The following is a 22,733-nucleotide window of genomic DNA, read 5'->3' on the forward strand; positions in this document are numbered from 1 at the left end:
CGCTGATTCAAGCGCCGTAGCTGTGGCCGTTGTCCGGCGGCTCGGTGCCGCTGCCTTCGCGCACCTTGCCCTGTGACACACTGCTCCCCGGCGGCACACTGTGCGTAAGCCACACGTTGCCGCCGATCACGGAACCGCGCCCGATCGTCACGCGGCCGAGAATCGTCGCGCCCGCGTAGATCACCACATCGTCCTCGACGATCGGATGCCGCGCGTTGCCCTTCACCAGCGCGCCGTCGCTGCCCGACGGAAAGCTCTTCGCGCCGAGCGTCACGGCCTGATACACGCGCACCCGCTCGCCGATCACCGCCGTCTCGCCGATCACGACGCCCGTGCCGTGGTCGATGAAAAAACTCGGGCCGATCGTCGCGCCCGGATGGATGTCGATGCCGGTCGCCGAATGCGCGATCTCGTTGATGAAGCGCGCGAGCAGCGGCACGCCGAGCCGATGCAGCGCATGCGCGAGGCGGTGGTGCGTCATCGCGCCCACGCCGGGATAGCACAGCAGGATTTCCGTGATGTGCTGCGCGGCCGGGTCGCCGGTGAACGCCGCATGGATATCGGACACGAGCAGCGCGCGGATGGCGGGCAGCTGCGCGCCGAATTCGCGCGAGATGTCGAAGGCGCGCTTGGTCAGATCGGCGTCGCGCATATCGTGCGATTCGGGCAAGAAGCGCAGCGCACGACGCACCTGCTCGAACAACAGTCGCAGCGTGCTTTCGAGCGTATGGCCGACGTAGTAGTCCACGCTTTCGTCAGTCAGATCGGGGGCGCCGTAATGCGTCGGAAAGAGCGCGGCCCGCAGACCGTTGACGATCTTCACGATCGCATCGCGCGAAGGCAACTCGCGGATACCCAGCGGATGGCGCGTCCGATGCAACTCCTCGCGCGACGCGCGCAGTCCGGAGACGATATCGGCGAGTCCCCATTCAGTGGTCGGATCGTCGGGAGACGGGGGCAGTTTGTTCGGCATGGTCACGATGAACGAGGGGAACGGCCGCCACGAGCGGACAATGTGGAACGATTATCCAAGATTATCCGCTTTTGCGGATCGGAGTTTGATTGGCGGCGCGGGCTGCCGGGTCCGGCCGTGCGCGCATCGTTTCCGCTCGTTCAGACCGTGATGTTGCTCGCATCGATCCATCGCACGGCCCAGTCGCGGGCGTGCGCGATGGCCTCGTCCGCGTTCCGGAAGCGCAGCTCCGAGGGAAAGAACCGGTTCGCCACGAGTTCGCCATCGCTGGTTCGCGAGATCACGACGTAGGGCTGGAAGCTGCCATCTCCGGCCCGGGCGGGCGCACAATTGAGTAGATAGCCGCGATGTGAAAAAGCAGCATCATGTTGCATGAGTCACCTGTGTGAAAGTGCCCTGCTAATTCGATTCGGCAACGCGCCAGCGCGAAGCCCGGCCGCGAACCACGCATCGGTTGCGAGGCTCGATGAGACTCCGCTTACGGGCTGGCAAGTTTCGAATCATACTCTGTAGAAAACGCGCCTTGGGTTGAAAAACGTGCGTGAAATTTCGATGATCGGTCGAATGGCCGCTCCGACAAGGCTTGCGGTTCCGGCGCCAAAAAGCCGGAACGAGTCTTGCGGGCGCAAGTTCTCGTTTGCAGAACGGAGCACATCATGAACAACGCGGAAGGCAACGAACCGAAGGACAAGCAGGCACAACGCGCGGGCGAAAGCCCACTGAAGGCGCCCGAGACCGAGACGGCCCATGTCAAGGTCCAGGACGCCGCGAAGGCGGCCAGCGGGCAGGAAGCGGGGCTTGGTCAGGCGGGCGGCTCGGGCGCATCGAAGTCCGGCGACGCGGGCCTGTCGGACGGACCGCGCGGCCTCACGGCGCGGCATCCGGTCGGGCAGGACGTGCTGAACGACGAATCGCTCGACGACACCGTCGACACCGACGGCAAGAATCGCGATGCGAAGCGCGACATGGAAATGCGTGAGCGCGACCCCGACTCGGTGATCATGTCGAACGCAACGCTCGTGAACTACGTGGGCGAACCCGGCGATGGCCTCGGCGGCTTCGACAGCCGGCCCGGCCGCAATGGCCTGCTGCTCGCACTGGAGCACGGCTACCGGATGATCGACAAGGGCATGGTGGCGCCGCAAGTGACCGACGTCGAGCACCGGTTGCAATTCGAAGCACGCGATCCTCACGGTCACACGCTGCGCGGGCGCAAGCACTATGCGCTCAACCACATGCGTCCGTCGCGGCTGATCGAATTGCAGCGACGCGACAAATAACCGTTTCCATTCATCCAATCGCAAAAGGGCCGCTGAGCATTCAGCAGCCCTTTTTCAATTGCAGCGTGCAGGCTGCGTCGGCGAATCAATCCTTCTTGTCCTTCTCATCCTCTGGCTCGATGCGCGTCACGCCGCCCGTCGCCGGGGGATCGCTTGCCGGAAAAGTGTCTTCGACGGCTTTATCCACGTCCTCGTCGTCGCGTTCCGAATGCGGGTTCTGCTCTTTCACGTTGCTCATCGCTGACTCCCTTAGTCGTAGTGTCTTACGGTCATTCGAGTGAGCAACCGCCGTTCCAGAGAGGGCGAGTCGCGATCGGGCACGAGTCCTGCGGTAGCGTCCCGCGCCGATCAACCCTGCACTGACACGGAGCCGGACATGAGTACTGTCAACGCGTATTCAGGCGACACCGCGCATTCCCTCGACGCGACCGATGCACTCAGCCAGACGCGCACCCGCGTCCGGCCCACGCGGATCGAGCGCAATCCGCCGCATGCCGCCGCGCTGGCGAGCCTGGCGCTCGCCTACGCCCTGTCGTGGGCCGAACTCGGCCTCGCCGCGACGATCGGTCTTCCCGGCGATGCCGGCAGCCACCCGTTCGCGGCGTCGGTGGTCGCGCGCGTGCTCGTCGGCTTGCTGTATCTGTGCGTCGCCGCGCGGCTGCAATGGGCGCGCTGGGTGACGATCGCGCTCGGGTTCGCATCGGTTGCGCTCGTCGCGCCGACGCTCGCGCTTCAGTGGGAGACATTCCCCGCGGCTGCGGTCGTGTCGGGCGTGGCGCTCGTGTGCAGACTCAGCGCTTCGCTCTTCCTGCTCGCGCCGTCAGTCGACGTTTCGACAAAAGCCGAATCCGCCTGAACACCGAACTCCGGCGCAGAATGGTGGCCTTCTCCCTTTACGGATGAGCCAGCCATGAAAATTGCCGTGATCGGTGCAACGGGCACCGTCGGACGCGCCGTCTTCGCCGAACTCACGAAGCGTCACGAGACCCTTGAAATCGGCGCCACGCGCGGCGCGCATCGCGTCGATCTGAAAGATCGCGACAGCATCCGTCGCCTGTTCGATTCCATCGGCCAGGTAGACGCGATCGTCGCGGCCGCGGGCCACGTTCACTTCGGCGAACTGGTGAAGATGACGCCCGAACAATTCCGCATCGGCCTCGACGACAAATTGATGGGCCAGGTCAACCTCGTGCTCGGCGCGCGCGACTATCTGAACGACGGCGGGTCGTTCACGCTCACGAGCGGCATCGTCGGCGCGGAAGTGATCCGGCTCGGCGCGGCTGCGGCGGCGGTGAACGGCGCGATCGAGGGTTTCGTGCGCGGCGCGGCGATCGGACTGCCGCGCGGATTGCGCATCAACGCGGTATCGCCGACGATGCTCGAAGAGGCAAGTGAAAGCTTCGGCCCGTACTTCCGCGGCTTCGAAGCAGCGCCGGGCGCGCGCGTCGCGCTGGCGTACAGCCGCAGCGTCGAGGGCGCCGAAACCGGGCGCGTGTACAAGGTGCATTGACCTCGCTTATGCCCGATCTGCTGTTCGAGACGAGAGGAGCCAAGCCGATGCAGTGGACGAAAGGCGCATACCGCGTCACAACCGACGTCGACGCATTCCAGTTCGACGTCGTGCACCGCTATCTGAGCGAGGTCGCGTACTGGTCGCCGGGCATCGCACGCGAGAAGGTGGAGCGCGCGGCGCGCCGGTCGCTCGCGTTCGGCCTGCTCGAGCGCGATGTGCAGATCGGCTACGCGCGCATGATCACGGACGCGACGACGTTCGCCTATCTCGCCGATGTCTTCGTGCTGCCGGAGCATCAGGGCAAAGGCCTCGGCATCTGGCTGATGGAATGCGTCCTCGCCCACGACGACCTGCAGGACCTGCGCCGCCTGATGCTCGTCACGTCCGATGCGCACGGCCTCTACGCCCGATTCGGCTTCACCGAGCCCGCGAACCCGGAGCGGATCATGGAGAAGAAGCCATAGCGTCGGGAATCGCGCGTCAGACGCGCGGCTGAAACGCGATCACGCCCATCCCGACGAGCGCGATCGCCGCTCCGGCGACATCCCACGCGCTCGGGCGAATCCGGTCCACGGCCCACAGCCACGCAATCGCCACGCCGATATACACGCCGCCGTAAGCCGCGTAGACGCGCCCGGCAGCGGCGTCGTGCAGCGTCAGCAGCCACGCGAACAGCGCGAGCGACAGCGCGCCCGGCACGAGCAGCCACGGCGATCCGCCGGCCTTCAGCCATCGATACGGAAAGTAGCAGCCGGCAATCTCCGCGACGGCGGTGATCACGTAGAGCAGAAAGGTTTTCATGGGCAATGGCGGGTCGGTCGAGACCGCACATTATCGGGCGCGCCGAAGGTTGCGTCGACGCACTTCGCTCGGGACAATGACGCCTTCGCCGCCGTCATCCAATCGACATTGAGCCCTTCCCCCACCTCGTCGCCCGTTCCGGTGCGCTGGCATCGCCGCGTGCTGACGCTCGCGTTTCCGATCGTCCTCGCGAATCTCACGCAGCCGATCCTCGGCGCGGTCGATACCGCCGTCGCCGGCCATCTCGACGGTCCGCAGTATCTCGGCGGCGTCGCGCTCGGCGGGCTCGTCTTCAACTTCGTGTTCTGGGGCTTCGGCTTCTTGCGCATGGGCACGACCGGCATCGTCGCGCAGGCTTACGGCGCCCGCGACGACGCCGCGCTCTCTGCCAGCCTCCTGCGCGCATTGCTGCTCGCGGCCGCGATCGGCGCGGCCGTGCTCGCGTTGCAGGTGCCGCTGATCGGCTTCGGCGTCGCCGCGCTCGGCGGCAGCGACGCCGTCCAGGCAAGCGCGCGCCTCTACTGCCACGCGCGCATCTGGGCGGCGCCCTTCGTGCTCGCGAACTACGTCGTGCTCGGCTATTTGCTCGGCACGCAGCGCGTGCGGCTCGCGCTCGTCACGCAGGTCTTCATCAACGCGGTGAACATCGTCGCGGTGCTCGCGTTCGTCTACCGGCTCGACTGGGGAATCGCGGGCATCGGCGCCGCGACCGCCGCCGCCGACGCGTGCGGCTTCGCGCTCGGCATCGCGATCCTGTGGCACGTGCGCACGCGCGGTCTGTCGCCGCCCGCGTGGACGCAGCTTTTCGACGCCCGCGCGATGAGGCGCCTCGTCGCGATCAACCGCGACATCTTCGTGCGCACGCTCTGCCTCGTCGGCTCGTTTGCGTGGTTCGCGCATCTCGGCGCGCGGCAAGGCGACGCGATTCTCGCGGCCAACGCGCTGTTGCTCAATTTCCAGACGTTCATGGCGTTCGGACTCGACGGCTTCGCGCACGCGGCCGAAGCGCTGGTCGGCGCGGCGACGGGCGCGCGCGACCGTCATGCCTTCCGACAGGCCGTGAGGGTGACGATGCTGTGGTCGGCGATCGGCGCGGCGGGCTTCACGCTCGTCTACTGGGCGGGCGGCGCCTGGATCATCGGACGGCTCACCGACCAGCCCGCCGTGCGTGCAGCCGCGCTGGACTATTTGCCCTGGGCGGCCGCGCTCCCGGTCGCGTCGGCGGCGGGGTTTCAGCTCGACGGCGTGTTCATCGGTGCGACGCGCACCCGCGAACTCATGAAAGCGATGGCCGTCTCGTTCGCCGTCTTCATGCTGGCGGCGTGGGCGCTTGCCGGGCCGCTCGGCAATCATGGACTGTGGCTCGCGCTGACGATTTTCATGATCGCGCGCGGCGTGACGTTGCTGGTGCAACTGCCGTCCATCGAACCCGGGACGCCTACGCGCTGACCGTCACTGGGCTTTCACATCCTTCGCTGCAAGCCCATCCAGCAGCGCCTTGTGAAACGCCGCCGGGTCCTGCATCTGCGGCGCATGCCCGAGTTCCGGAAACTCGACGAGCTTCGCCCCCGCGATACGCTGCGCCGCGAGCTTCGCGAGATCGGGATAACGGCCGAGCGTCGGACGAATCTCGGGCGGCGCGAAATCCTTGCCGATGGCAGTCGTGTCCTTGTCGCCGACGAGCAGCAACGTCGGCACGCGCAGTTCGTCGAATTCGTAGACGACGGGCTGGGTGTAGATCATGTCGTAGAGCAACGCCGAGTTCCACGCGACCACTTCCTTGCCCGATCCGCGATACATGCCCGCGAGCATCTGCACCCACGGCTCGTAGTCGGCGCTCCAGTGGCCCGCGTAGTAGGTGCTCTGTTCGTAGCGGCGAATGCCGTCCGCACTGGTTTTCAGTTCGCGCGCGTACCAGTCGTCCACGGAGATCGACGGCACGCCCTTCGCTTTCCAGTCCTCCAGCCCGATCGGGTTGACGAGCACGAGCTGCTCGGTTTCGCGCGGATACATCAGCGCATAGCGCACCGCGAGCATGCCGCCCGTCGAATGCGCGATGAGCGTCGCCTGCTTCACGTTCAACGCCTGCAACAGCGCGTGCGTGTTGCGCGCGAGTTGCTGGAAGCTGTACTGGTAGCGCACCGGCTTGGTCGATTTGCAGAAGCCGATCTGATCCGGCGCGATCACGCGATAGCCGGCTTCGGTCAGCGTCTCGATCGTTTGCCGCCAGGTCGCGGAGCAGAAGTTCTTGCCGTGCAGCAGCACGGCGGTGCGGCCGTTGGGACGCGGCGGATGCACGTCCATGTAGGCCATTCGCACCACCTGCCGCTGCGACGTGATCGAGAACTGCGCGACCGGATACGGATAGTCGAAGCCCTGCAACTCGGCGCCGTAGGAGGGACCGTCGTTGCTGTAGGCAGGCGCGCTCCCGGCGGTCGACGAAGACGACGGTTCCTGCGCGGCTGCATGCATCGCGAGGCATAGCGTCGCGAGCGAAAGAAATGCGGACAGCGAGCGGCTCGTGAAGGTCATGGATCGTATCGGCTCGATTCGGACAGGGAGGATGCGGGAGATTCTATCGCGCGAGGTTTTTCGGCGTGAAAGCGCCTCCGCGCGTCTGAACTGGTCGTATACTTTGCGGCCTTTCTCCTGGCGCGTCTCTCGCGCCGCGTATCGATATCGCGTTAGAGATTCCAAAGCATGACAATCCGCATCAAGGCAGTCTTAGCCGCGCTGCTCGGCGCTTCCTGTTTCCTTCCGGCCATCGTTCCGGCCGTCGCATCGGCTTCGCCGCTTTCGTGGATCACCTCGAACGACTGCTCGCAGTTCAGCCCGAACGGGCGCGCGCCGGTCGTCGCCAACGCGAAGCTGCGCGCGTCGACGCAAACGCTCTGTTATTCCGACTTCGCGGTGCTGCATTCCGGCATCACGAAAGGTCCGCTGTGGTCGGCGGAACACCTGACGGCGCAACACGTCGACGACGCGAAGAACAACACGCGCACCAACCGCTTTTTCGCCGAGAAGCAGCTCCAGCCCGGCGCAGGCGCGCAACTCGACGACTACAAGCGCAGCGGCTACGATCGCGGCCACATGAGCCCGGCCGGCGACCGCTGGAGCAAAAAAGGCATGGCCGAGTCGTTTTCGCTGGCGAACATCGTGCCGCAAAATCCGTCGAATAACCGGCGCGTCTGGGCGCGCATCGAGGAATCGGTGCGACGGCTCGCGGAGGAATCGGGCGACGCCTATGTCGTGACCGGCCCACTCTTTTCCGGCCGCGAATTGCAGACGATCGGCGAATCGCGGGTATTCGTGCCGACGCAGTTGTATAAGGTCGTCTATCTGCCGGCGCGCAAGCTGGCGTTCTCGGTGGTGGTCGACAATACGGCGACCGACGCGTACACCATGAAGACCGTGCGCGAACTGGAGACGATGAGCGGGCTGCAGTTTCCGGGCATCCCCGACGCGCTGAAGGACAAACGAATTGGAGGACTGAAAGGTGTTTAAGCCATTTGCCAACGATACCGACGTGCTCAACATCAACGGCGACGCATTCACCGTGACCAACGGCGAGACGCACATCGCGATTGCTGCCGACATCGGCATCGCGCGCGACAAGACCGGGCTCGCGACCGCGCTCGCGTTGCAGAAGGCGCTGAATGCGATCGTCGATGCGTTGCAGAAGGACGCGTCGCTGCCGGCCCGAATCGCCGACGAGCCGCCCGCGCCGGCGGGCAAGACCGACAACCCGTTCATCTGACGCGCGGTCCTGAAAAAGCACGCGGGGACGCGAAATGATCGAATGCCATGTTGCCCCGAGTCCGCTCGGACACATCCTGTACCGCGCCGAAGACGACAGCCTGACGGGGCTCTTCTTCGTCGGACAGAAGCGTTTCCCGGCGGGTGTCGCCGCGCCGACCTTGTCCGAAGACGCGCCGGCCGCGCGCGTGATCGCCGAAGCGCGCGAACAGGTCGATGCGTATTTCGCGGGCGAGCGGCGCGCATTCTCGGTGAAGCTGCGGCTCGACGGCACGGCGTTCCAGCAGCGCGTGTGGAGCGCGTTGCAGGAGATTCCTTTCGGCGACGCCTGGACTTACGGCGACCTCGCTCGGCGGCTCGGCTTGCCGCCGGGTGCGTCGCGGGCGGTGGGCGGCGCGAACGGACGCAATCCGGTGGCGATCATCGTGCCGTGTCATCGGGTGATTGGCGGCGATGGCGCCTTGACCGGTTATGCGGGCGGCGTGCAGCGCAAGCAACATCTGCTCACGCTCGAAGGCGGCCCGGGACGCGCGCAACTCGACCTGTTCTGAGTCGCGCCTCGCGCGCATGTCAAAAACCCCCGCAAGCCGGCAGGCTTGCGGGGGTTTTTAACGGACCGCGTCTTGCGCTTTACTGCTGCGTGCTGACGCGAACCTCGACGCGGCGGTTCTGTGCACGGCCGGCCGACGTCGCATTCGACGCAACCGGATTCGCTGCACCGAAGCCTTGCGCCGAGAAGTTCTGCGAACGCAGGCCGTGGCTCTTCAGATACGACAGCACGGCTTGCGCGCGACGCTCGGAAAGTTGCTGGTTATGTGCGGCCGAACCCGTCGAGTCCGTGTAGCCCGCGATCTGCACCGACTTGAACGTGACGTTCTGACCGGCCTGGATGAACTGGTCGAGCGTGCCCGTGGCTTTCGGCGTGAGCGTTGCCTTGTCGGTGGCGAAGTTGGCGTCGCCGCTCAGGTTGATCTGGCGCGGCACTTCCGGTGCGGGCTGCGGAGCCGGCTCGGGTGCTGCCACCGGTGCTGCCGCGGCGACTTGCGGCGCGCCGCACTGGAACGTGACGATGCGCGGGTCGTTGGCATCTTCACTGATCGCGCGCAGGCGCTCCATCGTGTCGAGCTTGTACGCGGGCTGGTCGCCGCACACGCGCTGCGCTGCCTCGACGCACGCCGCCACGCCTTCGAACACGCCGTGACATTCCGCGCGATAGGCCTTCGTGCCGTTCGCCGTCTGAATCTGATACACGTTGAACTTGGGTCCTTGGGCGACGGTGGTGCAACCGGCCATCACGCCGATCGAAAGAAGACTTGCTATGACTAGTTTTTTGGACATCTCGGGTACCGTTCTGAACTTACTTCCTGACTGAAAAATCGAGACAAATGCGCACTGCTTGGGCGCTTGAGAGCAACCCGATCTTCACAGCCACCTTATTCGCCTCATGTCGACGATCCGGACCACCGAATTAGTCGGGAATCCGAAAATCGCGCGGAATCTTAGCATGGGGTATCGGCCCCTTTTCACGCGAAAACTCTTAAACCGCGGGGCCATCGACGAGCATTTTTTGCTCGCCGGCACGGCTGTGCGCGATGCAGGCGCACAAACGAAAAGCGGCCACATAGCGGCCGCTTTCGTCTGCCCGGATGTCATCCGGAAATGCCCATCTGCTTCACTTCGCCGGTGTCGGCAGATCGCCTTCCTGCTGTTTTTGCAGATCCTGCACGCGGGCCTGCAACGCGCGCAGTTGCGCCTGCGCCGCCGCCTGCTCGTTGCGCAGTTCGCGGATCGCCTCCTGCTGCTGCTGCTGACGGTCCGCGACCTGGCTCTGCTGCGCACGCGCGACGTCGAGGTCCGCTTGCAGGCGGTTCGCGCGGTTTTGCTGCGTAGCGATCAGGCGGTCCGCGTAGGCTTTTTCTGCCTCCAGTTTGACCCGGCGCAATTCCGTGTCCGAAAGCTGAATTGTCGATTTCGCGAAATCCGCATATACGGATTCCGCGCGGGCGTCGTTTTGAGTCTTGATTACGCGCCAGAATTTCTTTTGCTGAAACATTGCGACGTAATAAAGCATTTCGTCCGGGTAGTACAGCAGGCTGGCGCCGTAACTGCCGTTATACGTGGTGCGCAATTCGCGCACTTTTCCGTCGCGAATCATTTGCTGCAATTCGGCGATATCTCCGCTGGCCGGCTGTTGCTGCGCGTCGTCCGTATTGCCCGAAAGAACGTCGCGACGACCGCCCGTGTCGGCGACGGCATTGCCGGCCGGCCCCGCGGCCGTTGCTTCGGTGTTGGCAAGCAGGAAACCCGACATCAGCAGGGCGCTTGCGCAGATCGATTTGTAATTCATGTAGCGTCCGTCTATTCAGAGAGCAATGCCTGGTCTTTTCAGATTAGGGCGACTTGAAACGTCGAATTCCAGATTTTACCGCGCCGCACGAGTTTGCCGACTCGTTTCAACGCGATGCCTGAATTAATTGGAGACCTAAAGCACGTCGCCGCGATGCCACCGGTCCGGCGCCGTATTTTCCGATTCCCCGTGACGCCAGCGATCGAGACGCGAATAGAACCGCAAATTCGCCGATCCTTCGCGCGGCGTCGCGACGATGGGCCGGTCGAGGTCCGCCGAACGCCCGGTTTTGGCGAAGATTCCCGTATCGACGATGTCGTCCGGGTCCGCGATCGAAGCCGCCCCGCATGGCGACATATTGATGAGCGCGCCGGAAGCAAGCATCGCGGCGACAACGGCAAGGTGAGACGGGGACATGGCTGGGATCGGCTGGGCAACCGCATGCGTCCGGCGCGAATCTCCGGTGCATGGGCGAGCAAGGTGGTCGAAGCGCGGACCGTTTGGCCCTGGCGCGGCGGATCGTCATGAGAACATCTGCGGCGCGTCCGGGGCATCGGAGCCGTCCCAAATCGCCCTTTGCCTGTCCTGCCGGCTTCGCGGCCGGATTTGACATCGATCGACGCCAGCCCGCCGGGCGCAGAAAATGCTCATTCCACCGCAAGAATGGATGTGCCCCTAGACACAAACCGCCGTCCGCCAGCAACGAAAACGCACCGCCCAAACCGCCTCTGCCTGGCGCCGTTGGCCGCTAAAAGCGCATGGGTATGCGACACCGGGCGCTCGCTCCGCCATAATTCGCCTTCGCACGGCGCTTTTGCCACACAAAGACACATTCATGATCAAAGACGAAATGGCAGCGAAGGAGCCGGCTCACCCGCCCGCGACCGATGCGACCAACATCACGACCGGCATTCCGGGCCTCGACGACATCCTCGGCGGCGGGCTGGTCGAAGGCGGCCTGTACCTGATCGAAGGCATGGCGGGCGCGGGCAAGACGATACTTTCGTCGCAGATCGGCTTTCACCGCGTCTCCGAAGGCGACATGGTGCTGTACGTCACGCTGATCGCCGAGTCGCACACGAAACTCCTCGGCCACCTGCGCGCGCTCTCGTTCTACGACGCGGACGCGATCTCCGACCGCATGCTCTTCGTGTCCGGCTATCACGAGCTGATGCGCGACGGCCTGTCGGGCTTCCTCGCGCTGATCGCCGCGACGATCCGGGCGAACCGCCCGCGCTTCATGGTCATCGACGGCTTTCGCAGCGCCCGCGAATTCAGCACGACGGAACTCGAACTCTCGCAGTTTATTCACGAACTGAGCGCGTTCGTCACGGCCGCGCGCTGCACCACGCTGATTCTCGCGCCGCTCTCCGGCAACGAGCCGCATCCGGAACACACGCTCGTCGACGGCCTGATCGAGCTGAACCGCTACAGCACCGGCATGCGGCGCGCCCGCGAGATCGAGGTCCACAAGTTGCGCGCCCGCGATCATCTGCTCGGCAAGCACTTTTTTAAGATCACGGGCGACGGGCTCGTGACGTTCCCGCGCCTCGAAGCGCGTCCATCGCTGATGGAAAGCGCGCCGGATTTGAAGACGAAGCTCGCCTTCGGCATGTCCGAATTCGACGCGATGTTGGGCGGCGGCGTCGTGAAGGGCTCGACCACGACGCTGATCGGGCCGTCCGGCGTCGGCAAGACGCTGCTTGCGCTCAAGTTTCTCGAAGCGGGCGTCGAGCGCGGCGAGCGCTGCGTGTATTTCGGCTTCTATGAATCGCCGGAGCGGCTGATCGCGAAGGCCGAGGCCGTGTCGATCAGGCTCGCGGACGCCGCGCAGGACGGCCGGCTCACGATCCAGTGGCAGCCCGCGGTGGAACTCGCGATCGACGAACTCGCCGCTGAACTGATCGCGGTGATTACGCGGACGAACGCGTCGCGGCTCGTGGTGGACGGCATCGAGGGCTTCCACGATTCGGCGAACCGCGTCGAGCGCTTCGGCCTGTTCCTGAACGCGCTCACGCACCGGCTGCGGCAGGCGGGCGTCACGGCGCTCCTGACCGAGGAACTGCCGCTCTACACCGACGCAGTTCATACGCAGGCGATGCGCGCCTCCGCGATGACCGAGAACATCGTGCTGCTGCGCTATGTCGAGGCGAATTCCGGGCTCTACCGGATGCTTTCTGTCATCAAGCAGCGCGAGAGCGCGCACGATTCCGCGATTCGCCGCTTCGTCATCGACGAGCGCGGGCTGCACGTGAGCGAAGGCTTCATCGGCGCGACCGGGTTGTTGTCGGGGCGCGGTTCGATGGGTCCGTCGCTTTCGGTGTCCGATGCCGGCACGCGGACATGAAGAACATTCTTGTCGTCGACGACGAATTCGACATCCTGACCACCTGGCGCCTCGTGCTGCAGATGGAAGGCTACGAAGTCGTGACGGCCTCCAACGGTCTGGCGGCGCTCGAAAGCGCGCGCCACCGCGCACCCGATCTGATCATCACCGACTGGATGATGCCGAAGATGGACGGCGTCGCGCTGATCCGCGAGCTTTCCCGCGACGACGCGCTCGCGCAGGTGCCCGTGGTGCTGATGAGCGCGGCCGCGAGAGCGCCGCAGATCGAGCACGCGGCGCTCGAATTTCATCGGAAACCGCTTTCCATCGACGACCTGCTGGCCGCAGTGGTGCGGCTGATCGGCGCGGCCTGATTGCAAGCCGCTTCCTGGGCACGAAGCGTGCTGTAACTAGCGTTCCGGTCACGCCGGAATCTTCGGTCGAGTCCTCTGAGGATTCGATTCACACGATTCATTCCAACGGGAGGCACCATGGTGCAGGATCAGGTAGAAGGCGCGGCGCAGACCGTCGCGGGCAAGGTGCAGGACGCAGTCGGCGCGATTACCGGTGATGCCTCGACGCAGGCGGAAGGCAAGGCGCGCCAGGCGTTGGGGTCGCTCCAGCAGAGCTACGGCCAGACCATCGACAACGTGCGAACCGCCGTCGTCAGCCAGCCGATCAACGGTGTGCTGATCGCGGCCGCCGTCGGCTTCGTGCTCGGCGCGTTGTGGAACCGCGATCGCTGAGCGCAACTGGTGCGCGTCGAAGTCGCGCGTCGCATGTAAAAACGGCGGTCCGCTGCAAGGCGAACCGCCGTTTTGTTTGCTGGCGAGGCCGGCCTACTTCGAATAACTCGCACGCGACTGCATCGCGCTCGCATGCGACGCCGCGCAGCCGATCGCGAGCGCGGTGCCCGTCACGAGCAACGCGCCGCTGCCCCCAACGATTCCGACCGCGACCACCGAACACGCCGCAAAGCCATCGAGCGTCGAGACGAGCCCGGGCCACGCCGGCCCGGCGAGCGCCATCGTCAGATGGGAGAAGATCAGCGCGCCCATCGCGCTCACGATCACGACCGCCAGCGCGCCCGCCTCCTGCCCCGCCACATAGCCGATCACGGCGCACACGCCCGCGCAGGCGAAGTGCAACGAGCTGGCGAGCGACGCGTCCTTTATCGTGAAGCGCAGCCGCGAGAGCAGCGCGGCGCCGGCGAGCGCAACGCTCCCGCCGATCAGCGCGGCTACCGGCTCGTCCGGCTTGGCGAAGAGCGTCGACGCGAGCGCCGCCGCCGCGATCATGCCGTGCAAGCGCGAGAGGCGCGGCGCGCGATCGATCCCGAAGCGCGCGCATACGGCCGCCGCACCGCCCGCGATGCCGAGCGCGACGATCATCGACAAGACGGCCGATGCGCTGCCGCCCGCCGCATGCGCAAGCACGACGAGCGCGCCCATCGCGCCGATTTCCCATAGCACGCGCCGCCGCGACGCGGAGATGCCGCCGCTCGCGCGGAGCGCCTCCATCGTCGCTGCGACAGCCAGCACGCAGAGCGCGCCGTCGAGGGCATCGAACATGGCGCGTCCGCCTGCGCTATACCGCGAGCCGGTTGGAGAGCTTGCCGATCCCTGCGATCGTCACATCGACGGTCGAGCCGTCCTTGATCGAGCCGACGCCGATCGACGTGCCGCACATGATGACGTCGCCGGGCACGAGCGTCATGTCGGCGGAAACCATCGCGACCTGCTCGGCGGGCGAGAAAATCATGTCGTCGAGCGGATAGTTCTGGCGCTCGACGCCGTCGAGCGTCGTCACGACGTGCGCGGCGCGCCAGTCGAAACCCGTGGCGATGGTCGGTCCGAGGCAACTGAACGTGTCGAAGCCCTTCGAGCGGCACCATTGCGCGAAGTTGGGATCTTCCTGCAGCAATTCGATCGCGGTGACGTCGTTCACGCAGGTGTAGCCGAAGATCGCGCTTTCCGCTTCCTCGACGCTCGCGTTACTGCACGTCTTGCCGATCACGATGCCGAGTTCGCCTTCGTAGGCGATCTTGCCCTGATAGCTCTTCGGGCGGCGAATGTCCGCGTCCGGCCCGATTACCGACATCGGCGGCTTGATGAGGAAGAGCGGATGTTTCGGCGGCGCCTTGTCGAGTTTCTGCGACAGCGCATAGAAGTTGTTCCAGAGCGCCACGACCTTGCTCGGCTGGCAAGGCGCGAGCAGCGTGACTTCGCTGAGCGCAAACGAGTTGTTGGTGGGCTTGGGCTTTTCGAAGAGCGAGCCGTCGTATTGAAGGACGCGAAGTGCGTGCTGATCGAGCGTGCCGAAGCCGATGCGGCCCTCGGCATCGCGAAAGCGGATCCAGTTAGTCACGAGCTTTCCTTGAAAGTGTTGTTTGAGACGCTCAGATGGCGCCGAGGCTTTTAAGCGTCGCGATCTGGTCGGCGTTGTAGCCGAGCTCGGCCATCACTTCGTCGGTGTGCTCGCCGAGCAGCGGCGAGCGCGTGACGTCGGTCGGGCTGTCGGAAAGCTTGATCGGATTGCCGACCGTCAGGTACTTGCCGCGCACCGGATGATCGACTTCGACGATCGTCCCGGTCTTGCGCAGCGACTCGTCTTCGGCAATTTCTTTCATCGACAGGATCGGGCCGCACGGAATGTCGTGCTTGTTGAGGATTTCCATCGCCTGGAACTTGGTCTTCGACATTGTCCAGCGCTCGACTTCAGCGAAGATGTCCTTCAGGTGCGGCAGGCGCGCGGCGGCCGTCTTGTAGTCGGGATGATCGATCCACTCTTCCCGGCCGATCACCTTGCAGATTTCGCCCCAGACCGGCGCCTGCGTGATGAAGTAGATATACGCGTTCGGATCGGTTTCCCAGCCCTTGCATTTCAAAATCCAGCCCGGCTGGCCGCCACCCGAGGCGTTGCCCGCGCGCGGCACGGCGTCGCCGAAAGTGCCGTTCGGATATTGCGGATATTCCTTCATGACGCCGGTGCGTTCGAGCCGCTGCTGGTCGCGCAGCTTCACGCGGCACAGGTTGAGCACGCCGTCCTGCATCGCGGCGAGCACTTTCTGGCCGCGTCCGGTGGTTTTGCGCTGATAAAGCGCCGCGACGATGCCAAGCGCCAGATGCAGCCCCGTACCCGAGTCGCCGATCTGCGCGCCGGACACGACGGGCGGGCCGTCGTCGAAACCGGTCGTCGACGCCGCGCCGCCCGCGCATTGCGCGACGTTCTCGTAGACCTTGCAGTCTTCGTAAGGGCCGGGGCCAAAACCCTTCACCGACGCGACGATCATCGCCGGGTTCAGTTCCTGGATGCGTTCCCACGTGAAGCCCATGCGATCGAGCGCGCCGGGCGCGAAGTTTTCGACCATCACGTCGCATTTCTTGATCAGCGCTTCGAGAACCTTCTTGCCTTCCGGGTTCTTGGTGTCGATCGTGACCGAGCGCTTGTTGTGGTTGAGCATCGTGAAGTAGAGGCTGTCCGCCTCGGGAATATCGCGCAGTTGCTCCCGCGTGATATCGCCCGTGCCCGCGCGCTCGACCTTGATCACGTCCGCCCCGAACCACGCGAGCAACTGCGTGCAGGTCGGACCCGATTGAACGTGCGTGAAATCGAGGATGCGCACACCATCCAGTGCCTTGCCCATTGCCGTCTCCCTTTCGTTTCGTATCCGTTCTATATATGTGTCGATCGCGCGCGCCCATCGTTTCCTGGGCGCTGGGGACAGCAGCGAGCAGCGCCGGCCGTCGATCCGTTGTGATATACAATATTCCACACACAGTATTAGTCAAGCGTTCGGGCCATCTCGGAAACCCTGTAGTGCGCTGCAACATCACTGGAAACGCTTATCAGGCATCGCTCTTACGTCCACGCTTTCTGCGTCGCAGCAAAAGTCGTTTGTGCGTAATCCGCATCGATCAGTCTTTAAACTGCTGCTTACTTCCTGCATCGTCGCTTTCGCTCACAACCTCCTTTTGGTCGCCGTGAAATGTGATATATCATATTTCAGCGCTCGACTTTGGCCCATCATCGCCTGGCGCTTCATTCTGTTCAGAACAACAGGAGACGCAATGAACATCCATGAATATCAGGCGAAGGCGTTGCTGCGGCAGTACGGCGTGGCGGTGCCGCAGGGGCGTGTCGCGTTTTCGGCGCAGGAAGCCGCCGACGCGGCCAACGCGCTCGGCGGGCCGGTGTGGGTCGTGAAATCGCAGATTCACGCGGGCGGACGCGGCGCCGGCCGTTTCACCAACGATCCCGACGGCAAAGGCGGCGTGCGCGTGCTGAAGTCGGTCGAGGACGTGCGGGCGAATGCGCAGCAGATGTTGTCGTCGGTGCTGGTGACGAAGCAGACCGGGCCGGCCGGCAAGGAAGTGAAGCGGCTTTATGTCGAAGAAGGCTGCGACATCGCGCGCGAACTGTATCTCGGCATGCTCGTCGATCGCGCGTCGTCGCGCATCACGATCATGGCGTCGACCGAAGGCGGCATGGAAATCGAGGACGTCGCGCATCGGACGCCCGAGAAAATTCTCAAGATCGCGATCGATCCGGCCACCGGGCTACAGCCGTTCCACGCGCGTCAGGTCGCGTTCGGACTCGGCCTGTCGGGCAAGCAGGTCGGCGCGGCGTCGAAGTTCATTGCGGCGCTCTATCAGGCGTTCGTCGATCTGGATGCGTCGATCGTCGAGGTCAATCCGCTCGTCGTGACGGGCGAAGGCAGCGTGATCGCGCTCGACGCCAAGCTCAATTTCGACGACAACGCCCTCTTCCGCCATCCTGACATCGAAGCGCTGCGCGACGAAGACGAAGAAGAGCCCGCCGAAATCGAAGCGGCGAAGCACGGCCTGAACTACGTGAAACTCGACGGCAATATCGGCTGCATGGTGAATGGCGCCGGCCTCGCGATGGCGACGATGGACATCATCAAGCTCTACGGCGGCGAACCGGCGAATTTTCTCGACGTCGGCGGCGGCGCGACGCAGGAACGCGTCTCGACGGCGTTCAAGCTGATCCTGCGCGATCCGAAAGTCGAAGGAATTCTGGTCAACATCTTCGGCGGCATCATGCGCTGCGACGTGATCGCGCAAGGCGTGGTCGCGGCGGCGCGCGAGGTGAACCTGCACGTGCCGCTCGTCGTGCGGCTCGCCGGGACGAACGTCGACGCCGGCCGCGAAATCCTGCGCACGTCCGGCCTCACGATCATTCCCGCAGAAAACCTGGCCGACGCTGCCGACAAGATCGTCAGCGCCGTCGCCGCCGCACGCCAATAAGGGGAAAAATCATGAGCGTATTGATCGACAAGAACACGAAGGTGATTTGCCAGGGCTTCACCGGCGCGCAGGGCACGTTTCACTCCGAGCAGGCGATCGCCTACGGCACGCACATGGTCGGCGGCGTGACGCCCGGCAAGGGCGGCACGACGCATCTCGACCTGCCGGTTTTCGATACCGTCGCGCACGCCGTCCACAAGACGGGCGCGGATGCTTCCGTGATCTACGTGCCGCCGCCGTTCGCGGCCGACGCGATCCTCGAAGCCGTCGATGCCGAAGTGCCGTTGATCGTCTGCATCACCGAGGGCATTCCGGTGCTCGACATGCTGCGCGTGAAACGCGCGCTCGCGGGGTCGGCGAGCCGGCTCGTCGGGCCGAACTGCCCGGGCGTCATCACGCCGGGCGAATGCAAGATCGGCATCATGCCGGGACACATTCACCGGCCCGGCAAGATCGGCGTGGTGTCGCGTTCCGGCACGCTCACTTATGAGGCCGTCGCACAGACGACCGCAGCCGGCCTCGGCCAGACGACGTGCATCGGCATCGGCGGCGATCCGGTCAACGGGACGAATTTCATCGATTGCCTCGCGCTCTTCCTCGCCGACGACGCCACCGAAGGCATCATCATGATCGGCGAGATCGGCGGATCGGCGGAGGAGGAAGCGGCGCAGTTCCTGAAGGAGTCGGGCACGAAAAAGCCGGTGGTCGGCTTCATCGCCGGGACGACGGCGCCGCCCGGCAGGCGCATGGGCCACGCGGGCGCGATCATTTCCGGCGGCTCGGGGACGGCGGGCGCGAAGATCGACGCGATGAAATCGGCTGGCATTCACGTCGCCGATTCGCCCGCCGCACTCGGCGAAACGATGCTGCACGCGATGCGTTAAACAAAAAAGCCGTCCGGCGCGATGCCGGACGGCTTTCCATTTCTTGTCACGCTCGGCTTTCAGTCGAGAAAGTCGCAATTCACCTCGACGAACGCGGCCAGATCGAGCGAATGCTGCCTGACCAGCCGCTCGACCAGTTCGGTATCGCGCTGTTCGAGCGCTTCGATGATCCGCATGTGATCGACGATCGAGCGCGACGCGCGGTCGCTCTGCGAAATCGTCATCTTCCGGATCGCGCGCACGTGCACGAAGATGTTCTTGATGGTGTCGAAGATGATCTGCGACTTGCCCAGCTGCACGATCGCCTGGTGAAAGGCGATGTTCGCCTCCGAATACTCGTCGATGTGTTCGGCGGGCGTCGAATCGCGAAAATTGTCGAACATGTGGCGCAACCCGGCGATTTCCGCGTCCGTCGCGCGCTGCGTGGCGAGGCGCGCGGCCATGCTTTCGAGCGCCGCCCACATGTGAATCATTTCGACGATCTCACGCTTCGTCTTGCGCAATATGTATACGCCACGACGCGGCACCGTGCGCAGGAAGCCTTCCTGCTCCAGCAGCGTCATCGCTTCGCGGATGGGCGTGCGGCTTACGCCGAGCGCCTCCGTCAATTCCTTTTCGTCGAGCCGGATCTCTTCGCGCGAGCGATAGATGTCCGCCTCCGCGATCGCTTGCCGCAGTTTCGCGTACGCCTGATCGCGCAGCGAAACCGTGGCATTGATCGGTTCTAGCGAGAGCGTCAGCCCAGCGGGACGAAGCTCGAGTCTGTCTACAGATTGAGTATCAGATGGCATTGATGGTTCGATTTCCCATTTGCGGCTGGCCCGCCGACACGCGCTTGCCCGATCCGCCGTTCTGATCGTCCGCCGCCAAGCCGGCAAACCGACCGTGATCCGATGCGCGCTGCAACATGGACTGCGGCACCGACGATGCAATCATAAACGTAACGCTCACGCCAATGGCCATCAAAGCGATTCCCAACACGACGACTAATGCGATGCTCATTTGAATGCTCCGGGTAAGTACTTAGGAGCCTCCAGTATATGTTGCGTCGCATCACGACGCAACATATTTTGCATCTTGTATATCAGAAACAACAGCGTCCGCTTACAAGCAGTTTAGGCGGCTTTTTGCGTTTCCGTCGGCGGTTGCGCGACCGCCGTACCTTGGTTGATGCCTTCGCGCAATTTGATCAATGCGAGCACCGCATCGAGCATCGGCGTCTCGACGTGAACGAGGCGCCCGATTTCCTGCACGACGGTCATCAGCGGATCGATTTCCATCGGCCGGCCGGCTTCGCAGTCCATCAGCATCGAGGTCTTGTGCGCACCCACCGCGCCCGCGCCGTTGATGCGCTTCTCCACATCGACGCGGAAATTCACGCCGATCTTGTCGCCGATCGTCTTCGCTTCCAGCATCATCGCCTTCGACAGCGCGCGCGTGCCCGGATCGCTCGTCAGGACGTCGAGCGTGGCGCCCGTCAGCGCGCTGATCGGGTTGAAGCACAGGTTGCCCCACAGCTTCAGCCAGATTTCGTCGCGAATGTTGTTGCGCATCGGCGCTTCCATGTCGGCGGCGGCCATGATGTCGTGGAACGCTTGCAGGCGCGGCGTGATCTCGCCGCTCGGCTCGCCGATCGGGAATTTCTTGCCGTACACATGCTTGATGACGCCCGGCTCCGCGATCTCGGCCGCCGGCAGCAGCACGCAGCCGATCGCGCGTTCCGGTCCGAGCACTTTCCACTGCTTGCCGCCGGGGTCGATCGACTGCAACGTCGTACCGGCCAGCTCGCCGCCGTGATTGTAGAAATACCAGTAGGGCAAGCCGTTCACCGCGGTGACGACCGCCGTGTCCGGTCCGAGCAGCGGCGCGATCAGATCGACGACGCCCGGCACCGAATGCGCCTTCAACGCGATGATCACGTAATCTTGCGGGCCAAGTTCCGCCGGATTGTTGGTGCAGCGGACCTTGACCGTGTGCTCCTGGCCGTCGATCTGCAGGCGAACGCCGTTCGCCTGCATCGCCGCAAGGTGCGGTCCGCGCGCGACGAAACTCACGTCCGCGCCCGCGCGCGCGAGTTGCGCGCCCATATAGCCACCGATTGCTCCCGCTCCGTACACGCAGATCTTCATGCTCGTCTCCTAAGGGTGATTATTTGCCTTCTGATATACAACATACTACATTCCACATAGCCACTAAACAAGGCGATTTGTGCCCTCGCAGACAAGCGCAAACCCGCGCTCGCGAAGGCTTCGCGCGCGTATCGATGAAGTAAGTGCTGGCTTGCTGCGGAGAAAATCGGGGGCGGCGAAGACCTGCGTCTTCGCCGCTGAGATCAGGCTTCGACGGCCCGAAGCGTCGGCGATGCGGAGCGCCGCGCGAGCGACGCCGCGACGACATGCGCCCAGACGTGTGCCGCGCCGGCGCGTAGCGCGCGGCCCTTGCGGCGCACGAGCATGATGGACCGCGAGGCTTCGGGCGTGAGCACCACCGCCTGCACGCCGCGCCCGGCCCATGCCGCGCACGCGTGCATCGGCATGACGCCGATGCCGAGCCCCGCTTCGACCATCTGCATCACGGACTGCGCCTGCGCAAGCCGCTGGCGCGTCGTTCCGGCGACGTCGTGCAGCATCAGCGCACGCTCGGTGGCGGCGTGGCTTTCGGCGTCGTCGTCGAGCACCAGCAGCGATGCGCCGCGCAACGCGCGCCAGTGCGCGCTGCGCTGCGACGCGAGCGGATGACACGCGGGCACGAGCGCGCACAACGGATCGTCGAAGAGCGGCTCGGCCACGAGTTCGCTCACGTTGTCCGGCGCGATCACGACGCCCAGATCCGCCTCGCCTGCGCGCACGAGTTGCAGCACCTGGTTCTGCGGCCGGTCGACGAGCGCGATCGACAGATCGGGATGGCTCGCCGCGCACGACGCCAGCCACGCCGGCAACACGCTCGCCGTCAGGCTGGAACTGCTCGCGAACTGGACGATACCCGGCTCCGCACTGTCGCCCGAACGCGGCCGCAAGGTCGCTTCGAGTTCCTCGACGAGCGGCGCGACCCGCGCGATCAGCTTGCGCCCAGCGTCGGTCAGCGCGACCTGGCGCGTAGTCCGGTCGAAGAGCCGCAGCGCGATTTCGTCCTCCAGTTCGCGGATGCTGCGGCTCACCGCCGACTGCGTGATGCCGAATTCATCGCCCGCACGCGTGAAGCTGCGATGCCGCGCGAGCGTGATGAAAAGACGCAGCTGATGCAGCGAAACACTCAGCGCCTTCGCCACCTGCGCGGTGTCCGGCGCGGCGTCGCGCACATCCGGACGCGGTTCGCTCAGCGTGCTCATCGCGCGGACGAGTTGCGCGGCGTCTCGGACCACGTCGCCTGGAACGAAGCGTCGACCGATTTCGAGGTCTGTTCGACCGTGTTGTTGATCCAGCGCTTTCTCATCGGCGCGAGCAGGAACTTGGCTGCGATCGCCGCGGCGATCGAGATGCCCGCAGCGCAGATGAACACCGCGTTCCAGCCACCGACCGCCGACAGCAGCGACGCCACCGGAACCAGCATCGACGCCGTGCCCTTCGCCGTGTACAGCGTGCCG

The 22,733-nt window shown here is 64.7% G+C and carries 28 protein-coding genes and 1 pseudogene; 13 read left to right on the plus strand and 16 right to left on the minus strand.

The window, feature by feature from the left end:
* Nucleotides 1–7: 7 nt before the first annotated feature.
* Both epsC and QCE48_RS28675 read right to left on the minus strand, forming a co-directional pair.
* Nucleotides 8–973: a serine O-acetyltransferase EpsC gene (epsC, locus tag QCE48_RS28670; protein ID WP_309781999.1), complete on the minus strand. Its 966-nt coding sequence runs from the start codon at nucleotides 971–973 to the stop codon at nucleotides 8–10.
* 140 nt (nucleotides 974–1,113) lie between these two features.
* Nucleotides 1,114–1,347 (minus strand): hypothetical protein, encoded by a 234-nt coding sequence (locus QCE48_RS28675; protein WP_062635598.1) that lies wholly within the window; start codon nucleotides 1,345–1,347, stop codon nucleotides 1,114–1,116.
* Nucleotides 1,348–1,629: 282 nt separating this feature from the next.
* On the opposite strand from QCE48_RS28675, the gene QCE48_RS28680 reads away from it, so the two are divergent.
* Nucleotides 1,630–2,253 (plus strand): DUF3005 domain-containing protein, encoded by a 624-nt coding sequence (locus tag QCE48_RS28680; RefSeq protein ID WP_309781998.1) that lies wholly within the window; start codon nucleotides 1,630–1,632, stop codon nucleotides 2,251–2,253.
* A gap of 85 nt (nucleotides 2,254–2,338) precedes the next feature.
* Here the strand turns inward: QCE48_RS28680 and QCE48_RS28685 are convergent, their stop codons facing one another.
* Nucleotides 2,339–2,491 carry a hypothetical protein gene (locus QCE48_RS28685; RefSeq protein WP_309781997.1) on the minus strand — a complete coding sequence of 51 codons (153 nt, stop codon included), beginning with the start codon at nucleotides 2,489–2,491 and terminating at the stop codon, nucleotides 2,339–2,341.
* Nucleotides 2,492–2,629: 138 nt separating this feature from the next.
* Between QCE48_RS28685 and QCE48_RS28690 the strand changes: the two genes are divergently transcribed.
* The 3 genes from QCE48_RS28690 to QCE48_RS28700 are packed head-to-tail and all read left to right on the plus strand — an operon-like array spanning nucleotide 2,630 to nucleotide 4,230.
* Complete coding sequence (locus QCE48_RS28690; RefSeq protein ID WP_309781995.1) at nucleotides 2,630–3,109, plus strand: hypothetical protein; 480 nt, start codon at nucleotides 2,630–2,632, stop codon at nucleotides 3,107–3,109.
* A gap of 54 nt (nucleotides 3,110–3,163) precedes the next feature.
* Nucleotides 3,164–3,763, plus strand: coding sequence for a short chain dehydrogenase (locus QCE48_RS28695; RefSeq protein ID WP_309781994.1), 600 nt, complete (start codon nucleotides 3,164–3,166; stop codon nucleotides 3,761–3,763).
* A gap of 47 nt (nucleotides 3,764–3,810) precedes the next feature.
* The gene (locus tag QCE48_RS28700; protein ID WP_309781993.1) at nucleotides 3,811–4,230 is read left to right on the plus strand and encodes a GNAT family N-acetyltransferase; all 420 of its coding nucleotides are present in this window, start codon (nucleotides 3,811–3,813) and stop codon (nucleotides 4,228–4,230) included.
* 16 nt (nucleotides 4,231–4,246) lie between these two features.
* On the opposite strand, the gene QCE48_RS28705 is transcribed toward QCE48_RS28700, so the two are convergent.
* On the minus strand, nucleotides 4,247–4,567 hold the full coding sequence (locus QCE48_RS28705) for a YnfA family protein (protein WP_087632004.1): 321 nt from the start codon (nucleotides 4,565–4,567) through the stop codon (nucleotides 4,247–4,249).
* A gap of 108 nt (nucleotides 4,568–4,675) precedes the next feature.
* Between QCE48_RS28705 and QCE48_RS28710 the strand changes: the two genes are divergently transcribed.
* Nucleotides 4,676–6,016, plus strand: a complete 1,341-nt coding sequence (locus QCE48_RS28710) for an MATE family efflux transporter (RefSeq protein ID WP_309781992.1) — start codon at nucleotides 4,676–4,678, stop codon at nucleotides 6,014–6,016.
* A 3-nt stretch (nucleotides 6,017–6,019) separates the two neighbouring features.
* Here the strand turns inward: QCE48_RS28710 and QCE48_RS28715 are convergent, their stop codons facing one another.
* On the minus strand, nucleotides 6,020–7,099 hold the full coding sequence (locus QCE48_RS28715) for an alpha/beta hydrolase (protein WP_309781991.1): 1,080 nt from the start codon (nucleotides 7,097–7,099) through the stop codon (nucleotides 6,020–6,022).
* A 168-nt stretch (nucleotides 7,100–7,267) separates the two neighbouring features.
* Here QCE48_RS28715 and QCE48_RS28720 point away from each other — a divergent pair, with 168 nt between their 5' ends.
* Genes QCE48_RS28720 through QCE48_RS28730 form a run of 3 tightly spaced genes read left to right on the plus strand, consistent with a single transcriptional unit; the run spans nucleotide 7,268 to nucleotide 8,874 of the window.
* On the plus strand, nucleotides 7,268–8,071 hold the full coding sequence (locus tag QCE48_RS28720) for a DNA/RNA non-specific endonuclease (protein WP_309781990.1): 804 nt from the start codon (nucleotides 7,268–7,270) through the stop codon (nucleotides 8,069–8,071).
* On the plus strand, nucleotides 8,064–8,324 hold the full coding sequence (locus tag QCE48_RS28725; RefSeq protein ID WP_309781988.1) for a hypothetical protein: 261 nt from the start codon (nucleotides 8,064–8,066) through the stop codon (nucleotides 8,322–8,324). Before QCE48_RS28720 ends, QCE48_RS28725 begins: the two co-directional genes overlap by 8 nt.
* Before the next feature lie 34 nt (nucleotides 8,325–8,358).
* Nucleotides 8,359–8,874, plus strand: a complete 516-nt coding sequence (locus QCE48_RS28730) for a methylated-DNA--[protein]-cysteine S-methyltransferase (RefSeq protein ID WP_309781986.1) — start codon at nucleotides 8,359–8,361, stop codon at nucleotides 8,872–8,874.
* 79 nt (nucleotides 8,875–8,953) lie between these two features.
* On the opposite strand, the gene QCE48_RS28735 is transcribed toward QCE48_RS28730, so the two are convergent.
* The 3 genes from QCE48_RS28735 to QCE48_RS28745 all read right to left on the minus strand — a co-directional run bounded on the left by QCE48_RS28735 (nucleotide 8,954) and on the right by QCE48_RS28745 (nucleotide 11,087).
* On the minus strand, nucleotides 8,954–9,661 hold the full coding sequence (locus QCE48_RS28735; RefSeq protein ID WP_309781984.1) for an OmpA family protein: 708 nt from the start codon (nucleotides 9,659–9,661) through the stop codon (nucleotides 8,954–8,956).
* A gap of 334 nt (nucleotides 9,662–9,995) precedes the next feature.
* A complete protein-coding gene (locus QCE48_RS28740; RefSeq protein ID WP_309781982.1) occupies nucleotides 9,996–10,670 on the minus strand; it encodes a DUF2968 domain-containing protein in 675 nt (224 codons plus the stop codon).
* Nucleotides 10,671–10,805: 135 nt separating this feature from the next.
* Nucleotides 10,806–11,087, minus strand: a complete 282-nt coding sequence (locus QCE48_RS28745; RefSeq protein ID WP_309781980.1) for a hypothetical protein — start codon at nucleotides 11,085–11,087, stop codon at nucleotides 10,806–10,808.
* 418 nt (nucleotides 11,088–11,505) lie between these two features.
* Between QCE48_RS28745 and QCE48_RS28750 the strand changes: the two genes are divergently transcribed.
* The 3 genes from QCE48_RS28750 (at nucleotide 11,506) to QCE48_RS28760 (ending at nucleotide 13,742) form a co-directional block, all read left to right on the plus strand.
* The gene (locus QCE48_RS28750) at nucleotides 11,506–13,017 is read left to right on the plus strand and encodes an ATPase domain-containing protein (protein WP_309781978.1); all 1,512 of its coding nucleotides are present in this window, start codon (nucleotides 11,506–11,508) and stop codon (nucleotides 13,015–13,017) included.
* Nucleotides 13,014–13,370, plus strand: a complete 357-nt coding sequence (locus tag QCE48_RS28755) for a response regulator (RefSeq protein ID WP_309781977.1) — start codon at nucleotides 13,014–13,016, stop codon at nucleotides 13,368–13,370. The genes QCE48_RS28750 and QCE48_RS28755 overlap by 4 nt, the downstream gene beginning before the upstream one ends.
* Before the next feature lie 117 nt (nucleotides 13,371–13,487).
* Complete coding sequence (locus QCE48_RS28760; protein WP_087631993.1) at nucleotides 13,488–13,742, plus strand: CsbD family protein; 255 nt, start codon at nucleotides 13,488–13,490, stop codon at nucleotides 13,740–13,742.
* 93 nt (nucleotides 13,743–13,835) lie between these two features.
* Here the strand turns inward: QCE48_RS28760 and QCE48_RS28765 are convergent, their stop codons facing one another.
* The 3 genes from QCE48_RS28765 to frc are packed head-to-tail and all read right to left on the minus strand — an operon-like array spanning nucleotide 13,836 to nucleotide 16,642.
* Nucleotides 13,836–14,567, minus strand: a complete 732-nt coding sequence (locus tag QCE48_RS28765; protein WP_309781970.1) for a hypothetical protein — start codon at nucleotides 14,565–14,567, stop codon at nucleotides 13,836–13,838.
* Between the two features lie 16 nt (nucleotides 14,568–14,583).
* Nucleotides 14,584–15,363: a fumarylacetoacetate hydrolase family protein gene (locus QCE48_RS28770; RefSeq protein ID WP_309781968.1), complete on the minus strand. Its 780-nt coding sequence runs from the start codon at nucleotides 15,361–15,363 to the stop codon at nucleotides 14,584–14,586.
* Nucleotides 15,364–15,394: 31 nt separating this feature from the next.
* On the minus strand, nucleotides 15,395–16,642 hold the full coding sequence (gene frc, locus QCE48_RS28775) for a formyl-CoA transferase (RefSeq protein WP_309781967.1): 1,248 nt from the start codon (nucleotides 16,640–16,642) through the stop codon (nucleotides 15,395–15,397).
* Nucleotides 16,643–17,066: 424 nt separating this feature from the next.
* Here frc and sucC point away from each other — a divergent pair, with 424 nt between their 5' ends.
* Nucleotides 17,067–18,266, plus strand: coding sequence for an ADP-forming succinate--CoA ligase subunit beta (sucC, locus tag QCE48_RS28780; RefSeq protein ID WP_309781965.1), 1,200 nt, complete (start codon nucleotides 17,067–17,069; stop codon nucleotides 18,264–18,266).
* A gap of 11 nt (nucleotides 18,267–18,277) precedes the next feature.
* On the plus strand, nucleotides 18,278–19,150 hold the full coding sequence (sucD, locus tag QCE48_RS28785; RefSeq protein WP_309781962.1) for a succinate--CoA ligase subunit alpha: 873 nt from the start codon (nucleotides 18,278–18,280) through the stop codon (nucleotides 19,148–19,150).
* 59 nt (nucleotides 19,151–19,209) lie between these two features.
* On the opposite strand, the gene QCE48_RS28790 is transcribed toward sucD, so the two are convergent.
* From QCE48_RS28790 to QCE48_RS28810, 5 genes and pseudogenes are all read right to left on the minus strand, one after another.
* A complete protein-coding gene (locus tag QCE48_RS28790) occupies nucleotides 19,210–19,941 on the minus strand; it encodes a GntR family transcriptional regulator (protein ID WP_309781961.1) in 732 nt (243 codons plus the stop codon).
* Nucleotides 19,931–20,152: a hypothetical protein gene (locus tag QCE48_RS28795; RefSeq protein WP_116566615.1), complete on the minus strand. Its 222-nt coding sequence runs from the start codon at nucleotides 20,150–20,152 to the stop codon at nucleotides 19,931–19,933. The genes QCE48_RS28790 and QCE48_RS28795 overlap by 11 nt, the downstream gene beginning before the upstream one ends.
* A gap of 113 nt (nucleotides 20,153–20,265) precedes the next feature.
* Nucleotides 20,266–21,279: a 2-dehydropantoate 2-reductase gene (locus tag QCE48_RS28800; protein WP_309781957.1), complete on the minus strand. Its 1,014-nt coding sequence runs from the start codon at nucleotides 21,277–21,279 to the stop codon at nucleotides 20,266–20,268.
* A gap of 203 nt (nucleotides 21,280–21,482) precedes the next feature.
* Nucleotides 21,483–22,478, minus strand: coding sequence for a LysR family transcriptional regulator (locus QCE48_RS28805; RefSeq protein WP_309781955.1), 996 nt, complete (start codon nucleotides 22,476–22,478; stop codon nucleotides 21,483–21,485).
* Nucleotides 22,475–22,733: pseudogene (locus QCE48_RS28810) on the minus strand (oxalate/formate MFS antiporter); the annotation flags it as partial. The gene QCE48_RS28805 and the pseudogene QCE48_RS28810, both read right to left, overlap by 4 nt.

This window comes from Caballeronia sp. LZ024, from assembly GCF_031451455.1.
GTDB lineage: Bacteria > Pseudomonadota > Gammaproteobacteria > Burkholderiales > Burkholderiaceae > Caballeronia > Caballeronia telluris.

Bases quoted from the DNA above. Each gene is read 5' to 3' on its own strand.
- frc (WP_309781967.1), bottom strand. From the start codon at position 16,642: ATGGGCAAGGCACTGGATGGTGTGCGCATCCTCGATTTCACGCACGTT.
- QCE48_RS28730 (WP_309781986.1), top strand. From the start codon at position 8,359: ATGATCGAATGCCATGTTGCCCCGAGTCCGCTCGGACACATCCTGTAC.
- QCE48_RS28765 (WP_309781970.1), bottom strand. From the start codon at position 14,567: ATGTTCGATGCCCTCGACGGCGCGCTCTGCGTGCTGGCTGTCGCAGCG.
- epsC (WP_309781999.1), bottom strand. From the start codon at position 973: ATGCCGAACAAACTGCCCCCGTCTCCCGACGATCCGACCACTGAATGG.
- QCE48_RS28740 (WP_309781982.1), bottom strand. From the start codon at position 10,670: ATGAATTACAAATCGATCTGCGCAAGCGCCCTGCTGATGTCGGGTTTC.
- QCE48_RS28750 (WP_309781978.1), top strand. From the start codon at position 11,506: ATGATCAAAGACGAAATGGCAGCGAAGGAGCCGGCTCACCCGCCCGCG.
- QCE48_RS28760 (WP_087631993.1), top strand. From the start codon at position 13,488: ATGGTGCAGGATCAGGTAGAAGGCGCGGCGCAGACCGTCGCGGGCAAG.
- QCE48_RS28690 (WP_309781995.1), top strand. From the start codon at position 2,630: ATGAGTACTGTCAACGCGTATTCAGGCGACACCGCGCATTCCCTCGAC.
- QCE48_RS28795 (WP_116566615.1), bottom strand. From the start codon at position 20,152: ATGAGCATCGCATTAGTCGTCGTGTTGGGAATCGCTTTGATGGCCATT.
- QCE48_RS28745 (WP_309781980.1), bottom strand. From the start codon at position 11,087: ATGTCCCCGTCTCACCTTGCCGTTGTCGCCGCGATGCTTGCTTCCGGC.
- QCE48_RS28685 (WP_309781997.1), bottom strand. From the start codon at position 2,491: ATGAGCAACGTGAAAGAGCAGAACCCGCATTCGGAACGCGACGACGAG.
- QCE48_RS28675 (WP_062635598.1), bottom strand. From the start codon at position 1,347: ATGCAACATGATGCTGCTTTTTCACATCGCGGCTATCTACTCAATTGT.
- QCE48_RS28800 (WP_309781957.1), bottom strand. From the start codon at position 21,279: ATGAAGATCTGCGTGTACGGAGCGGGAGCAATCGGTGGCTATATGGGC.
- QCE48_RS28680 (WP_309781998.1), top strand. From the start codon at position 1,630: ATGAACAACGCGGAAGGCAACGAACCGAAGGACAAGCAGGCACAACGC.
- QCE48_RS28790 (WP_309781961.1), bottom strand. From the start codon at position 19,941: ATGCCATCTGATACTCAATCTGTAGACAGACTCGAGCTTCGTCCCGCT.
- QCE48_RS28720 (WP_309781990.1), top strand. From the start codon at position 7,268: ATGACAATCCGCATCAAGGCAGTCTTAGCCGCGCTGCTCGGCGCTTCC.
- QCE48_RS28705 (WP_087632004.1), bottom strand. From the start codon at position 4,567: ATGAAAACCTTTCTGCTCTACGTGATCACCGCCGTCGCGGAGATTGCC.
- QCE48_RS28755 (WP_309781977.1), top strand. From the start codon at position 13,014: ATGAAGAACATTCTTGTCGTCGACGACGAATTCGACATCCTGACCACC.
- sucC (WP_309781965.1), top strand. From the start codon at position 17,067: ATGAACATCCATGAATATCAGGCGAAGGCGTTGCTGCGGCAGTACGGC.
- QCE48_RS28805 (WP_309781955.1), bottom strand. From the start codon at position 22,478: ATGAGCACGCTGAGCGAACCGCGTCCGGATGTGCGCGACGCCGCGCCG.
- QCE48_RS28735 (WP_309781984.1), bottom strand. From the start codon at position 9,661: ATGTCCAAAAAACTAGTCATAGCAAGTCTTCTTTCGATCGGCGTGATG.
- QCE48_RS28715 (WP_309781991.1), bottom strand. From the start codon at position 7,099: ATGACCTTCACGAGCCGCTCGCTGTCCGCATTTCTTTCGCTCGCGACG.
- QCE48_RS28700 (WP_309781993.1), top strand. From the start codon at position 3,811: ATGCAGTGGACGAAAGGCGCATACCGCGTCACAACCGACGTCGACGCA.
- sucD (WP_309781962.1), top strand. From the start codon at position 18,278: ATGAGCGTATTGATCGACAAGAACACGAAGGTGATTTGCCAGGGCTTC.
- QCE48_RS28695 (WP_309781994.1), top strand. From the start codon at position 3,164: ATGAAAATTGCCGTGATCGGTGCAACGGGCACCGTCGGACGCGCCGTC.